We start from the raw sequence: 15227 nt of genomic DNA on the forward strand, positions 1-15227 counted from the left end.
CGGCGGGGCACCCGCCCCCTGATGTGATCGAAACCGGCCTTGATGCCGGCAAAGCGGGCTTCCACGCCTTGTTCGAACATCGTGTCGGTGAAGATATAGGCCCAGTCATTCTGGATCGCCTCCACCACCAATTCGCCCACATACAGCGGATCGACGCCGGTGTTGATGGCCTGCGCCATGAACGCCACCATCTCGGCGGGCGCCGTGCTCAGATCGGGCAGGGCGACTTTGCCGGCCAGGCGGTCCGGGATGGCGCGGGCGCTTTCCATGATGCGGGTGCGCACCCAGCCGGGGCAGAGCACCGACACGCCGATGCCCAGCGGCGCCAGCGTCGGCCGCATGCCTTCCGACAGCGCGACCACGCCATATTTGGTGACATTATAGCCCGGCGCGACGGCCGCCACGAGGCCGGCCATGGATGCCGTGGAGACGATATGGCCGCCTTCGCCGTGCGATTCCAGCAACGGGCCAAAGATTTCGAAACCCCACACCACGCTCATGAGGTTGACGCCGATCACCCATTCCCAGCCGGCATCGTTCCACTGGCCATAATTGCCGCCGCCGCCCACGCCGGCATTGTTGATGACGATATGCACCTTGCCAAAGCGTTCGACGCAGGCATCGGCAGCGGCCTGAATCTCGGCCTTCAGCGACACATCGGCGCGAATGCCGGCCACATCGGCATTGGTGGCGGACAGGCGGGCGACTTCGCGGGCCAGCGCGTCGCCGTCGATATCGCTCATCATCACCTTCACGCCCGATTGCGCCAGTGCCTCGGCAATGCCCAGGCCGATGCCCGATGCCGCGCCGGTCACGAATGCCACTTTGCCTGCAATATTCTGCATGAAGAAATCTCCTGTTCCGCGTCTGCCATGGCGCGCCGGGCCGCCGGTCACAAGCTGTCAGAAGCAGGCGGGGCAGGTTGGCGCGCCGCGCAAAGCTGCGCTAAACAGGGTCTGGTCGGCAGCAAGGATCAAACATGTCCATCACCATCCTATCGGGCCAGATCAAGGACCTTGGCGGCTTCACGGTTGCCCGGATATTGCCGCAGGTGGCGCGGCGGATGCTGGGGCCATTCGTGTTTCTCGATGAAATGGGCCCGGCGCAATTTGCGCCCGGCACCGGCATCGATGTGCGCCCGCATCCGCATATCGGGCTGGCCACCATTACCTGGCTGTTTGCCGGCGCGCTGGGCCACCGCGACAGCCTGGGCACGGTGATCGACATATATCCCGGCGCGGCCAATTGGATGACAGCGGGGCGCGGCATCAGCCACAGCGAGCGCACACCGGCGGCCGAGCGTGCGGCTGGGCATTTGATGCACGGCCTGCAGGCGTGGGTGGCCTTGCCGGTCAGCCATGCCGAATGTGATCCGGCCTTCGATCATGTGTCGGCCGAGGCGATGCCGCGCCACCGGGCCGACGGTATTGAGGCCGTGGTGATCGCCGGCGAGATGTGGGGATTGCCGGCGCCTGTGCCGTTCCCGCATCCCATCCATTATGCGCAGGTGCAGATGCAGCCGGGCGCGCAATTGGCGGTGCCGGCAGCCTGGGGGGAGCGCGGCGTCTATCTGGTGTCCGGTGCGGTCATGGTGGACGGCCAAGCGGTGCCGCGCGGCACGCTGGCGGTGCTGGGGCAAGGCGATGCTGTAATTGGGGCCAGCGAGCCGAGCCTGCTGATGCTGCTGGGCGGCGCGCCCTTTCCGGAAAAGCGGCATCTGGAATGGAATTTCGTGTCCCATGATCCGGCGCGCATTGCAGCGGCTGTGGCCGATTGGCGCGCAGACCGTTTTGCCGCGGTGCCGGGCGAATCCGAGCGCATCCCCTATTGAGCCGCGCGGCGCGCGCGCCTAACAATCAGGCGATGTTCATTCGCATAACCGACAGCGTGTCCGTCGCGCCGCAAATTCCGGCCAGCGCGGTGGCGCAGGCCGCGGCGCAGGGGTTTCGCACCATCGTCAACAATCGCCCGGACGGCGAAAGCAGCGACCAGCCGCCCGGCGCCGAGATTGCGGCGGCCTGCGCGCTGGCCGGCCTGGATTATGTGGCGATTCCGATCGATCACACCGGCTTCAGCCTGGAGCAGGTCACCGCCATGGCCGATGCGATGGCGGCCGGCCCGGTGCTGGCCTATTGCCGGTCGGGCACGCGCAGCTGCAATTTGTGGGCGTTGGCGGCGGCGCAGCAGGGCGGCAAGCCTGCGGCCATCATCGATGCAGCAGAGGAAGGCGGCTATAATGTTGCCGGCCTGATGCCGCTGCTCAAGCAATTGTCCGGCGGCTGATGAACCAGATCGATCTGCTGCTGTTCTCCTTTGCTGCCGTGGCGCTGCTGGTGCTGGCCGTGCGGCTGCTAGGCTTTGCGCGCCGGCCGCACCTGGCCAGCGCGGAGTTGGCCGAGCGGCTGGCGGCGGACGCCTTGCCGGATTTTTGCGCTGCTGAAACGGCGTTCAGTCCAGATGGCGCCGGCGCGCTGGTGGCGGCGCGCGATGGCCGTATTGCGCTGGTGCGCCCCATGGGCGATCGCTTCGTGGTGCGGCCGCTGCAATCGCCGATTGTCGCGCGCGCCGGCGCCGTGCTGCGTGTGCGGCCGGATGAGGCGATGTTTCCCGATACCGCGCTCGATCTGGGTGAGGCGGCGGCGCTGCGCTGGGCGGGCCGGCTATGACCATGCAGGATCTGATGGCTGTCGATCCGGTGGCTGTCGCCATCCCGATGTTTGTTGTCTGCATCATCGCCGAACTGCTGGCGGTGCGCTTTGGCCGGCGCGGCGATTATGATTGGCGCGATACTGGCACCAGCCTGGCCATGGGGTTGGGCAACACCGTCACCGGCGCGTTGCTGGCGGGGACTGTCACGGGCCTGGCTGTCTGGGTGTGGCAGCATCGTTTGCTGGACATACCGATCACCTGGTGGAGCTTTGCGCTGTGCTTTGTGGCAGATGATCTTGCCTATTACTGGGTTCACCGCGCCGGGCACCGCATCCGCTGGGCGTGGGCGGCGCATGTCATCCATCACAGTTCGCAGCATTATAATCTGTCCACGGCGCTGCGGCAGACCTGGACCGGGCTGTTTGGCCTGACGTTTTTGATCAAGCTGCCGCTGTTCTTTGTGGGCTTTCCGCTGGCGCTGGTGGCGTTTTGCGGCGGGCTCAATCTGGTCTATCAATTCTGGATCCACACCGAAGTGGTCGGCAAGCTGCCGCGCTGGTTTGAAGCGGTGATGAACACGCCGTCCCACCACCGGGTCCACCACGGCACCAATCCGCGCTATCTTGATCGCAACTATGCCGGTGTGTTCATCGTGTGGGACAAATTGTTCGGCACCTTCGAGGCGGAGCGGGCGGATGAACCGCCGCGCTATGGCATTGTGCGCAATCTGGGCACGTTCAATCCGCTGTGGGTGGCGGTGCACGAATGGGTGGGCATCGCCCGCGATCTGGCGCGCGCCCGCAGCCTGAAGGCAGCGTGGCTGGCCACATTTGGCCCGCCCGGCGCCGCGACCGGCGAAACGGCGGATCAGTTGCGCGCCCGCTGGCAAAATTTGTCCGATAATCCCTCCGCTGTGCCCGCCGAATGATTAACCGCCGCGTGGTGCTGGCGGGCGCTGGCGGGCTGGTGGTTGCCGGCGTGGCTGGCCGCGCGTGGCAACAGGGTTTGCTGGGCGGCAGCGATCCGGCGCTGGCGGCGTGGGGAGATTGGCGCAGCCAGCGCCAGCTTGGGGCGCTGCGGCTGGTTGGCGCTGCCGTGCTGGCGGCCAGCCCCCACAACACGCAGCCGTGGTCGTTCGCCATCGGCCGTATGGGCGTGGATGTGTTCGAAGTGCCGGGCCGCGCGCTGGGCAGCATGGACCCGTTTGGGCGGGAGCGTCTGGCCGGGCTGGGCGCGGCCATTCACAATATGGCGCTGGCCTCCACATCGCTGGGCCGGGCGGCGCGGGTGCAGCTGCTGCCCGATCCAGCCAATCCGCAGCATGTGGCGCGTGTGCTGCTTGGCCCGGATGGCAGTGGGCCGGCGGCGCACCCGTTGCTGCCGGTGATCGGGCGGCGCCACACCCACCGCGGTCCGTGGCGCGGCGGCTTGTTTTCGGGTGCGAAACTCAATGAGCTGCTCGATTTTCCGGCGTTTCCGGGCGTGAAACTGGCCCTGTTCGAGGCCGCATCGCCGCGCGGCCAGCGTTTTGCGGCGCTTACCGCCGATGCCACGGCGGCGATTGCGGCTGACGATGCGATGATGGCCGATAGCGAACGCTGGTTTCGTCACGAACGCAGCGATGCGGACCGGCTGATGGACGGGCTGACGCTGGCCACGTCGGGCATCTCGCCGTCGCTGGCGGCGGGGGCGGCGCTGCTGCCGGCGCAATCACCCGCGATGCAAGGCCGCTATTGGCTGGCCGCGACCAAGGATGTGCATCTGCCGACAGCGTCGCTGTTCGGGTTCATCGTGGCGGCCGATCCGCATGACCGGCGCTCGGCGCTGCTGGTCGGCAGTGCCTGGCAGCGGCTGCATTTGAATGCCGTTGCCGCCGGGCTGGCGGCGCAGCCGCTCAACCAGCTGCCCGAAATCATCGACCGTGAAGTGCAGATGAAGCAAGCGCCGCGATTTGCACGCGCCGTCGATGCGCTGCTCGATGATCCGGCGTGGCGGCCAAGCTTTGCGTTTCGGATCGGGATCGCCGATGCGCCGGCCCTGCCAGCGCTGCGCCGGCCGGTCAGCGCCGTGATCGGGCCGCCGGCGCGGCTGGCGTGGGAAGTTGAGCAATGGCGCAGCGCTGGCGGGGCGTTTTAGCAGCCAGTTTGTTCAATCAGCCGGTGATGGCTTGATCGGGCGCGACAGGAAATCGGGCACGCCTTCGGGGCCAAAGCCCACGAAGCGTTCGCCGCCATCATCTTCGCGGTGGCGGGATTGGCCGCTGCTGGCGATGGCGCGATAATTGGCCAGCGGATCACGCGCGGTGGGGCGCGGCGCATGCCGGGCCGGGGTGTGCGTGGGGGTATGGACTGGTGGTTCGGCGCGCGGTGCGCGATCGGGCCGTGCCGGCTCGCGTTCCCGTCCCCGTTCTGGTGCTCTCGCCCGATCAGACCGGGCTGGCGGCGGTTCCGCGCTTCTGGTTGGTGCCGGCTGGGCATCGGCCTTGCGGTCACTGCGGCGCTTGCCGCCGCGGCGGCGGTCACCGCTTCTGGCTTCGGCAGGCGCTGTCTCGGTGTCGTCGCTGGCTGGCGCTGCCGCCTGCGGCTGTTCAACTGGCTGGCTGGCCTCAGGCGATACGGCCTCCTTGCGCTTGCGCCCGCCGCGGCCATTTGGCGGCCGGCCGGGATCGGCTGCGCTCGGTTCAGCGGCAGCAGGCTCATCAAGGCGAGCAGCTGGCTGGGCAGCGGCAGCGCCGCCGATCCAGCGCGCAATCTTGTGCTGAGTCAGCTTTTCGATTTCAGCGAGATTTTCGGCATCATCGGGCGTTGCCAGCGAAAAGGCGATGCCGGTTCTTCCTGCTCTGCCAGTACGCCCGATGCGGTGCACATAATCATCCGGGTGCCACGGCACATCATAGTTGATGACATGGCTGACGCCGGGGATATCGAGGCCGCGTGCCGCCACGTCGCTGGCCACCAGGATGGTGACGGCGCCGGATTTGAAGCGATCAAGTTCGCGGATGCGATCCGATTGTTCCATGTCGCCGTGAATCTGGCCCACCGGCAAGCGCGCCCGCTTGAGGGTCTCGGCCAGTTCGCGCACCATCGTCTTCTTGTTGCAGAAGATGATCGCCGTTTTCAGGGCTTCACTGTCGATGATATCGCGCAGCACGTCGCGTTTGCCGCGCGAGGTGGTTTCCACCACCCACTGCGTGATGTTGGTGTTGGCGCTGGCCGCGCGCGCCACCGAAATGCTTTTGGGATCGGTGAGAAACTGATCGGACAATTTCTTGATCGGCGGCGGCATCGTGGCCGAAAACAGCAGGGTCTGGCGGCCCTTGGGCAGTTTCGAGCATATCTGTTCGATATCCGGGATGAAGCCCATGTCGAGCATGCGATCAGCTTCGTCGATCACCAGCAGCGCGCAGCCGGACAGCAATATCTTGCCGCGGGCAAACAAATCCATCAGCCGGCCCGGCGTGGCGATCAGCACATCGACGCCCTTTTCCAGCGCCGCCAATTGATCGCCCATCGAAACGCCGCCAATCAGCAGCGCCATCGAAAGCTTGTGATACTTGCCATATTTGTCAAAATTTTCGGCAACTTGCTGGGCCAGCTCGCGGGTTGGCTCCAGGATCAGGCTGCGCGGCATCAGCGCCCGGCTGCGGCCTTCGGCCAATATGTCGATCATCGGCAGCACGAAGCTGGCGGTTTTGCCGGTGCCGGTCTGGGCGATGCCGATAATATCTTTGCCCATCAACACGGATGGGATGGCCTGGCGCTGGATGGGGGTGGGCGTATCGTAACCGCTGTCGGCAATAGCGCGCAGCAGGGCATCGGACAGGCCGAGATCGGCAAAACTCATTCAGGCGGGCTCATCAGGATAGAGGCGGGCCGCAATTCGGCCGCTCATCGGCCATGGGCGGCAGGGCAGCAAAAGTCAATGGATGTGACCAAAGCGAAGGGGCGGCAGTTGCCTGCCGCCCCCGGTAACATCCTATGCTGAGTATCAGAAGCGGAAACCGGCCGCCACACCATAACGCCGTGGCTCCAGCGTGAACACGTTGGTGAACAGCCCCGAAGATTGATCCGTGACATACAGGCCCGTCACGGCATTGTTGTCGGTCAGGTTCTGCACGAAAGCGCGCAGATACCATTTGTCATTCTTGCCATTGAACTGCACCTGCGCATTGACAACGGTATACGACGGCACCCGGTTGATGGCGCCGTTGAAGATGTTGCCAAAACTTTCGCCGGTGTGGGCAATGTCGACGCGCGGCACCAGGCTGGCACTGTCGCCGATCTCGATCGTGTATTGGGCGCCCACCGAAAATTTATACTGCGGCGCCTGCGGCAGTTCGTTGCCGCGCAGATTGGAGGTGACGCCTTCGGGCAGCATCTGGAACGGGGTGCCGGTGCCGAGGGCTTGCAGGACGCCGCAGATGCCAAAGGCCCCGCCAACACCAGCCGTCAGCCCGCTGTCCGCTGGGAAGTCGGTGGGCCCGCGCAGGCCCGCGCCAGCGACGAGACCGGGGATGGCCCCGGCGTTGATGGCGTTGTTGGCACCGGTAACAAAGGCACGGGTGGCCGCCTGACCGCCAGCACCGTTGTTGACCACGGCGCAGTTGGAACCGTTGGTGATATCCTTGATGATGACGGCGTCGCTGCGGCCGCCCGAAGGATCACGCGGGTTGGCAAGGAACTTGTCCGTCGAGACGCGGGTTTTCAGATAAGAGGCATTCATATTGATGGCGAGGTTGCGCGTCGGCTGAATGATGAATTCGCCTTCCAGGCCATAGACTTCGGCATCGACATTGTCGTTGACCGACGTGCGCGCCGTGATGCGCGACAGCTGCAAGCCCTTGTATTTGTAATAGAAGGCCGTCACGTTGGCGCGGAGCGTGCCATCGAGGAAGCTGTTCTTGGAACCGATTTCAAAGGCATCGACGAATTCCGGCGTGAACGAATCGTTCACTGCGAAAATCGGCTGAAGCGGCGGATTGATACCGCCCGATTTGTAACCGCGCGAGTAGGACGCATAGATCAGATTGTCGTCGCTGATCTTCCAATCGAGCACGGCACGTCCGGTGACTTCGGAGAAGCTGACGCTGCGCACCTGGAAGGGCTGATTGCCAGCCCGGCCCGGATCACCGTCAAAGCCAGCGGCCGCCGGCGAATTGAAGGCATTGCCCGTGGTGCCGAACGGCACGAAGAAGCTGGCCAACGTGGAACGTGCCCGCACGAATTTTTCATCGTTGTTGTAGCGGACGCCGGCCGTGAACTTCACGGTATCGGTGAGGTTGACATAGGCTTCGCCGAACAGGCCATAGGATTTCAGGGTATAAAGATCGGAATTGTTGCGGAAGAACGGCGTGCCCAGATAGCCGCCGTTGGCTGCGCCCAGCACGCCGACCAGATAGTCGATGCCCCAGCTGTTGACGTAATAATCGCCTTCTTTGGTGCTGCCGTCGACGTAGATGCCGCCGACAAGGAAGTTGAATTTGCCTTCAAACTGCGAAGAGACGATGGCCTCTAATGTCTTTGTGCTGCTGGTGTAGTTCGAGCGGTCAAAATCCTGCGGGGTGGCCGAGCAGGTGCGCTGCCCGCCATAGGCGCCAAGGCCCGAAGGTTCCGCGTTGGACGTGCAGAACTGTGCGCCCGAGCTCGTCGCCGCAACCACATTGGCGAGGCCGGGAATGGCCGCGGCGAAAGCCGAAGCCGTGGTAAGCGCAGCGCGGGCCACGGCCGGGTTGAACACGGTCAGGTTGTAATCGACCGAGCTGTCCACCGAGTTGCGCTGGTACATCCCGGTGACCTGGGCCTTGATGCTGCCGAATTCATGCGCGACACGCAGCATATATTGCTGTTCGTCGGCGAGATAGGTCGGTGTGAAATCGGTGCGGATTTCACGCAGGCTGGCCGGATTGGTATTGCCGGGGTAATTGTAGGGATCAGTGCCATACAGGCTGCCCAGGCCCAGCGCGCCAAAGGCGGGGCCGCCCTGGGTGGTCAGAAATTCGCGGCTGGCCAAGGTGCCGACAAAGGTCGAATTGGCGTTGATGAAGCCCGGGTCGCGGCGACCTGGAAGGCAGCCCAGCACGCCGGTCGGGTCAGTCTGGCACAATTGCTTCTGGATGCGGCTGCGATTGTCGTCCTCGCTGAAATAATAGGCCATTGCATCGACGGTGGTATTTTCCGTCGGCTGCCAGCGAATGCTGCCGCGAATGGCGTAAAGATCGCGGCCATCAACCCGCGTGTTGTTGAACACGTTGGTGGTGAAACCATCGCGGCGCAAATAGGTGCCGGCGACGCGCACCGCCAATGTATCGGTGATCGGCAGGTTGAACATGCCCTTCACGCGCAGCGAGTTGAAATTGCCATATTCCACTTCGCCAGCGGCGTGGATGGCATCCATCCGCGGCTTGTTGTTGACGAAGTTGACGACGCCGCCGGTGGCATTGCGGCCGAACAGCGTGCCCTGTGGGCCGCGCAGCACTTCGACGCGCTCGAGATCGAAGAATTCGGCTTCGAACAGGCGGGTGCCGAACAGCGGCATGCCTTCGACGTGGATGGCCGTGGCGCTGTCGCAGGTGTTGCCCACGCACAGATCGCCGATGCCGCGAATGGTGAAGCTGGAACCGGTGAAATTGCCCTTGGTGAAGGTGATGTTGGGCAGGGTCAGCTGGATATCGAGCGGGTTGTTGATCTGCTGGCGCTGCAGCGCTTCGGCGGAAAAGGCCGTAACGGCGATCGGCACGTCCTGCAGGCTCTGCGCCGTGCGCTGCGCGGTGACGACGATTTCCTCGATCCCGTTGCTTTCGGCCTGGGCGGCTTGTTGCGCCAACGCCGGCGCGGCCCACAGGCCGATTGCGGAAACGCTGCTGATCAGTGCCAGACGCACTGCGGACGTGATTTTCCCAGATTCGGTGTTCATGGCGATCCTCCCCAAAAATTTTCAAGGGACGCCCATCTTTGTGGCTCTGATGGCCGGGTCGTCCGTGCGAGCGTTCCGCCGATATTTCGGCTTTGAACCCAGATCATGAGTGTGGGCCTTAAGGCCGACGCTTGTCCAGAGAGCTGACAGTCAAATTTTTGCCGTGATTGCAACGTTGGCGGCCTGTGGCCTTGCAGCAACAGTTTTTGGCGGGGGCGGGGGGTAGGGGCGGGGGGTAGGGGCGGGGGGGTCAGCGCTGGCGCGCCTTGCGGCGGACAGGCACGATGGCGGCGATGCCGCATTCCCCACCTGACCGTGCCCCGATGGCGTCGCGGCCGGCGCACAGCAAGCCGGCGCGCTGCTGCTGATAATAAAAGCCCTGATAAAACGACAAGGCCGGGCATTCCTGCGCCAGATGCATGCGCCAACGCTGGCCGCTCTTCATGGTCAATTCGATGGCGCCGTCGCCGAAAAACTGCGCGCCGGCCACGCTGACGACCGCGATGCAGCGATGATGGCCGCCGCGCGGCGGTGCCGGGCGCGGTGCGGCCCCCGGATCGAGCGCACCGCCCGGCCGCACCGGCATGCGCCGCCATTTCTGGCTGTCAAAGCCAGGAGGTGCAGCCGGTTTTGCCGGTGCCGGCTGCGCCTGGCCGTGCGCCGTGCCTGGCAGCGCTGCGGCCAGCGCGGCAGCGACCAAGATGGCCCCCCACATGCCCCGCCACCGCCTTCGCCGCATTGCAATCGCCAATCCTGTTTGCATGTGTTGACCGTTCCGGCTGCCGTTTGCGCCTTTAACCCTTGCTGAATGGCCCTTGCTGACTGGTGTGGCCTGCGACGGCGTGCCCGCGCCCGGCTACGCCGCCTTGGGCTATGGCACGGGCTGAAAAACCGCTAGAGGCCTGATATGGCGTCTTTGCAACCAACCATGCCCACCCCTGCTGCGATTGCGGCGTTGAAGGCGGCGGCCGGCGCCGATTGGACCGACGATCCGGAACTGATTGCGCCATCGCTGACCGATTGGCGCGGCAAATACACCGGCCAGACGCCGCTGCTGCTGCTGCCGCGCAGCACGGCGGCAGTGGCAGCGATCGTGAAGGCCGCAGCGGCGCATGGCACGGCGCTGGTGCCGCAGGGCGGCAACACCGGGCTGGTGGGCGGCGGCATTCCGGCGGCCGATGGCACGGGCGTGTTGCTGTCTACCCGCCGCATGAACAGCATCCGGCGGGTGGACGTGGATGGGCAATTGCTGGTTGCCGAGGCCGGGGTCATCCTGTCGGATGTGCACGCTGCTGCGGCCGATCATGGCCTGGCGTTTCCGCTGTCGCTGGGGGCCAAGGGATCGGCCACGGTGGGCGGGCTGGCGGCCACCAATGCCGGCGGCGTGCAGGTGCTGCGCCATGGCACCATGCGCGCGCTGGTTGCCGGCATCGAAGCGGTGATGCCCGATGGCAGCATCCTGAACCAATTGCAGGGGCTGGTAAAGGACAACAGCGGCCTGGATATCAAGCAGTTGCTGATTGGCGCCGAAGGCACGCTGGGCATCATCACCGCGCTGGCATTGAAACTGGTGCCGGCCCCGGCCTATCGCGCCATCGGCTGGGCGGGCATGGACCGGCCGCAACGCGCGCTGGCGCTGCTGACCCGGCTGCGGCGATTGAGCGGCGGCCAGGTGGAAAGCTTTGAATTGGTGCCGGGCGACGGGGTGGCGTTGACAGCGGCGCAGCTCGGCTTGCGGCCGCCACTGGCGGGCTGGCACCGCTGGCAATGCCTGGTGGAACTGGCCGGGCCGATGCCGCTGGATGATGTGCTGGCGGCGGCGCTGGCGGATGCCGACGATGCGGTGATTGCGCAGAACGATGCGCAGGGGGCCGCATTGTGGCGGCTGCGCGAGGAGCTGCCGCTGGCCGAACGCCGCGCTGGCCCGGCCGTGCATCATGATATCGCCGTGCCCGTGGCCGACATGCCGGATTTTGCCGAAGCTGCCACGCTGCGCGTCGAAGCCGAATTTCCGGGGGCGCGCGTGCTGGCGTTCGGGCATTTGGGCGATGGCAATCTGCATTTCAATGTGCGCCCGCCCGAACATGGCGCCGATCCGGCTGATTGGGTGGCCGGCAACGGCGCTGCCGTCACGGCGCTGGTGCACACGCTGGTGGCGGCGGCGGGCGGATCGATTTCGGCTGAACATGGCATCGGCGTGCTGAAACGTGATGATCTGGCGCGCCTGGGTGATCCGGCGCGGCTGGCGGCAATGCGCAGCATCAAGGCCGCGCTTGATCCGCAGAACATCATGAATCCAGGCAAGATTTATTGACGAATCGCAAATGCAGCGCGCGCTTCGGCAGTGTGTTGATAAAGAATTGAAGCGGCATGGTTTGCTGGCTGAAATGCAGCGAAAGTGGCGGCAACGCAGCCTTGCACTGATTGCAGCGCCGCACTAGGAGGGCCAAGGTTTCAACCCTTTCGATCAAGAAAGAAGACTGTTTCTCATGGCCAGCCAGCCCCCCACCAACCAGCTCCCGCTTTTTTACAACAGCCTCGCGCCGTTGTCGTCGCAGCTTCATCCCAACCATGGGCTGAAGGCGCTGGGCAATCTGGGCTTCACGCGCGGCACGCACGCCATCCCGGTCACCGTGGACGAATTTCCGCTGGTGCAGCGCAATTATCCGATCGTGTTCGGCGTGGGCGAAAGCCCGGCACCGCTGGCGCTGGTCGGCCTGCAGGAAGGCCAGAATCTGTATGTTGGTGCCGATGATCAGTGGGAAGCCAATCATTATGTTCCGGCGTTTGTGCGCCGTTACCCGTTCATGCTGGCCCGCCTGACGCCTGACGCGCAGGAATTGTCGCTGTGCTTTGATGATGCCGCCGGCATTGTTGTGGAAAATGATGGTGAAAAGCTGTTCAACGGCACCGATCCCAGCGACACCACCAAGAATGTCCTGCAGTTTTGCGAGCAGTTCGAGCAGGCCGTGGGCCGCACGCGCGGTTTCATGGATGAACTCACCAAGCTGGACCTGCTGATGGACGGTGAAGTTTCCATCCAGCGCGAAGGCCTGGCGCAGCCGGCCGTGTATCGCGGTTTCCGCATGGTTGACGAACAGAAGCTGCAAGGTCTGCGCGGCGACCAGACTCGCAAGATGGTGCAATCCGGCCTGCTCGGCCTGATTTATGCGCATCTGTTCAGCCTGTCGCTGATCAGCCCGCTGTTCGAGCGCCAGTTTGCGGCGGCCACTGCCCAAGCAGCCTGATTTCAGGCCGAACCTGATCGCCGTAGCGGCCAGCTGCGGCACCTGCAAAACGGGCGGTGACTCCAATCACCGCCCGTTTTTCGTTGGCGTGTTTCTTTGGCGTTTTTCATCGCTTGGGGCGGGGCGGCTGCGCGGCAAGCCGGACTTGACATGTTATGAAGTATCATTTTATTTGCGACCTCATGGCGGCTGCGGGCTGCCGATCCTGATCATTTGAAAAGGCACACGCCATGGCCAATCCCCTGCCGTTCATTGCACTGTTGCTGTTGTCTGCCGCAGCGCCGGCACTGGCCGACGATGCACCGCAAACCGATTTGCAGCATGGCCCGGCTGATCCCGAAATCATCGTGTCAGCGCCATTTGCCCGCGATCGCAAGCTGGTGGCCACCGCCATTTCTGTGCTGCAAGGTGATGAGTTGCAGCGCCAGACGCGCAGCACCATTGGTGAAACCCTGGCCCGCCAGCCCGGTGTCAGCGCCAGCTTCTTTGGCCCCAATGCCTCGCGCCCGATCTTGCGCGGCCTCGACAATGAGCGCGTGCGCGTGCTCACCGATGGTATCGGCAGCTTCGATGTGTCGAACACATCGGTCGATCACGCAGTTGCGGCCAATCCTTTGCTGGCGGATCGCATCGAGATCCTGCGCGGCCCGGCGGCACTGTTGTTTGGATCGGGCGCGATCGGCGGCGTCGTCAACATGCGCGATCTGCGCATTCCGCGCGCGGTGCCGGATGAGGATTTCCATGTCGATGCCGCTGCCGGCATTGGATCGGCCGCGCGCGAACGCAACATCGCCGCCAGCCTGAACGTGCCGCTTGGCGGCGGCTTTGTCGGTCATGTCGATGCCAGCTTCCTCGAAGCGGAAGATTATCGCACCGGCGGCTTTGTGTTTTCGCCGCAATTGCGCGCCGAGGCAGCAGCCGAAGGCGGCGACATTGCCGAAGATGCGCAGGCGCGTGGCCGGGTGGAGAACACCGCCGCCCGCACCTGGGATGTCGCCGGCGGCCTGGCGTGGATTGGCGAAGGCGGTGCCAGCTTTGGCGCCTCGGTCAGCCATCTCGAAAATCTCTATGGCGTGCCCAATCTGCTGCCGGTTGGCGGCATCGATATCGAAGAAGGCATCACGCTGGATATGCGGCAGACGCGTGTTGATGTGCGCGGAGCGGTGCCGTTGGGCGGGGCATTCAAGGAAATCAAGCTGCGCGGCGGCTGGGCCACGTATCGCCATGACGAACTGGAAGACACCGGCGAGATTGGCACCAGCTTCTTCAACAAAAGCTGGGAAGGCCGACTGGAACTGGTTCAGGAGAACCAGGGCGGCTGGCAGGGCGCATCGGGCGTGCAGTATTTCAGCCGCAATTTCCGGGCTGACGGCGAAGAAGCCTATATCCCGGCCAATGAAACCCGCCAGATCGGCCTGTTCACCTTGCAGGAATTCGATCTCGGGGCGCTGCGCCTGGAAGGCGGCGGCCGCTATGAGCACACGAATGTGAAATCGGCCGAAATTGCCACCGAGCGGCGCTTTGATACGCTATCGGTATCGGTTGGCGGCTCGGTTGATATCGGCGGCGGCTTCCGGTTTGCGCTCAGCGCGGCCCGCACCGAACGCGCGCCGTCCGCCGAGGAATTGTTTGCCAATGGCGCGCACGCGGCCACCCGCTCTTTTGAAATCGGCAATCCGGATTTTGGAACCGAACGCCAGCTTGGCGGCGAAGCCGTGCTGCGCGGGCGCGGCACCGGCTGGCGGCTGGAAGTGTCGGCGTTCTTCAACCGGTTTGATAACTACATCTACTTGCTGCCCACCGGCACCGAGGAAGATGACCTGCCGGTATTCCAGTATGACCAGGCCGATGCGCGTTTTTACGGCATCGAAGTGGAAGGCTCGGTGAAAGTGGCACAGCTTGGCCAATCACGCGTCGATGTCACTGGCTTGCTCGATTACACGCACGCCACCATCCTGGGCGGAAATGGTGCTGCACCGCGCATCCCGCCGCTGCGCATGATCGGCGGCGTCGAAGCCACCGGCGGCGCTGTGGGCGGCCGGGTCGAGGTTGAGCATGTCACCGGGCAAGACCGTATCGCAGCGTTTGAAACCACCACTGCCGCCTGGACAATGGTGAACGCCAGCCTGTCGTGGAAGCCATTTGGTGTTGATTCGCCGACCACCTTGCTGGTGCAGGCCAACAATATCTTCGATGTCGAAGCCCGCCGCCACGCCAGTTTCCTGAAGAACGTGGCACCGCTGCTGGGCCGCGACATTCGAGTCTCGCTGCGGCTGGCGTTTTGATCGCAGCCGGCCTTGAAAACCGCCGGACACGTCTTAATTAGCCATAACAGCGCTGGTGCATCACCCCCTTGCACCCCCGCTCGCGGCACATGTTTGCCCCGCGCTCTGGCCGCGCTGACCCGCTTTCTTCCCC

At 64.5% G+C, this 15227-nt stretch carries 12 protein-coding genes; 8 read left to right on the top strand and 4 right to left on the bottom strand.

What is annotated here, in order from left to right:
• Positions 1-845: SDR family NAD(P)-dependent oxidoreductase (locus ABWP50_RS09745; RefSeq protein WP_353217804.1), on the bottom strand; the 845-nt coding region annotated here is incomplete at its 3' end.
• Positions 846-979: 134 nt separating this feature from the next.
• On the opposite strand from ABWP50_RS09745, the gene ABWP50_RS09750 reads away from it, so the two are divergent.
• Genes ABWP50_RS09750 through ABWP50_RS09770 form a run of 5 tightly spaced genes read left to right on the top strand, consistent with a single transcriptional unit; the run spans position 980 to position 4785 of the window.
• Positions 980-1831, top strand: coding sequence for a pirin family protein (locus ABWP50_RS09750; RefSeq protein ID WP_353217805.1), 852 nt, complete (start codon positions 980-982; stop codon positions 1829-1831).
• Positions 1832-1863: 32 nt separating this feature from the next.
• Entirely contained in the window at positions 1864-2283 is a 420-nt protein-coding gene (locus ABWP50_RS09755) for a protein tyrosine phosphatase family protein (protein ID WP_353217806.1), read from the top strand.
• Complete coding sequence (locus ABWP50_RS09760) at positions 2283-2666, top strand: hypothetical protein (protein ID WP_353217807.1); 384 nt, start codon at positions 2283-2285, stop codon at positions 2664-2666. The genes ABWP50_RS09755 and ABWP50_RS09760 overlap by 1 nt, the downstream gene beginning before the upstream one ends.
• A gap of 2 nt (positions 2667-2668) precedes the next feature.
• A complete protein-coding gene (locus ABWP50_RS09765; RefSeq protein WP_353217815.1) occupies positions 2669-3577 on the top strand; it encodes a sterol desaturase family protein in 909 nt (302 codons plus the stop codon).
• Entirely contained in the window at positions 3574-4785 is a 1212-nt protein-coding gene (locus ABWP50_RS09770) for a hypothetical protein (RefSeq protein WP_353217808.1), read from the top strand. Before ABWP50_RS09765 ends, ABWP50_RS09770 begins: the two co-directional genes overlap by 4 nt.
• A gap of 12 nt (positions 4786-4797) precedes the next feature.
• Here the strand turns inward: ABWP50_RS09770 and ABWP50_RS09775 are convergent, their stop codons facing one another.
• The 3 genes from ABWP50_RS09775 to ABWP50_RS09785 all read right to left on the bottom strand — a co-directional run bounded on the left by ABWP50_RS09775 (position 4798) and on the right by ABWP50_RS09785 (position 10276).
• The gene (locus ABWP50_RS09775) at positions 4798-6492 is read right to left on the bottom strand and encodes a DEAD/DEAH box helicase (RefSeq protein WP_353217809.1); all 1695 of its coding nucleotides are present in this window, start codon (positions 6490-6492) and stop codon (positions 4798-4800) included.
• 144 nt (positions 6493-6636) lie between these two features.
• Positions 6637-9561, bottom strand: coding sequence for a TonB-dependent receptor (locus ABWP50_RS09780; RefSeq protein ID WP_353217810.1), 2925 nt, complete (start codon positions 9559-9561; stop codon positions 6637-6639).
• Positions 9562-9811: 250 nt separating this feature from the next.
• On the bottom strand, positions 9812-10276 hold the full coding sequence (locus ABWP50_RS09785) for a DUF6491 family protein (RefSeq protein WP_353217811.1): 465 nt from the start codon (positions 10274-10276) through the stop codon (positions 9812-9814).
• 213 nt (positions 10277-10489) lie between these two features.
• Here ABWP50_RS09785 and ABWP50_RS09790 point away from each other — a divergent pair, with 213 nt between their 5' ends.
• From ABWP50_RS09790 to ABWP50_RS09800, 3 genes are all read left to right on the top strand, one after another.
• On the top strand, positions 10490-11875 hold the full coding sequence (locus tag ABWP50_RS09790) for an FAD-binding oxidoreductase (RefSeq protein ID WP_353217812.1): 1386 nt from the start codon (positions 10490-10492) through the stop codon (positions 11873-11875).
• 175 nt (positions 11876-12050) lie between these two features.
• A complete protein-coding gene (locus ABWP50_RS09795) occupies positions 12051-12809 on the top strand; it encodes a SapC family protein (protein WP_353217813.1) in 759 nt (252 codons plus the stop codon).
• A 230-nt stretch (positions 12810-13039) separates the two neighbouring features.
• The gene (locus tag ABWP50_RS09800) at positions 13040-15094 is read left to right on the top strand and encodes a TonB-dependent receptor (RefSeq protein ID WP_353217814.1); all 2055 of its coding nucleotides are present in this window, start codon (positions 13040-13042) and stop codon (positions 15092-15094) included.
• The last annotated feature ends 133 nt before the right edge of the window (positions 15095-15227 follow it).

Origin of the sequence: Sandarakinorhabdus sp., assembly GCF_040398645.1 — a bacterium.
Taxonomy (GTDB): domain Bacteria; phylum Pseudomonadota; class Alphaproteobacteria; order Sphingomonadales; family Sphingomonadaceae; genus Sandarakinorhabdus.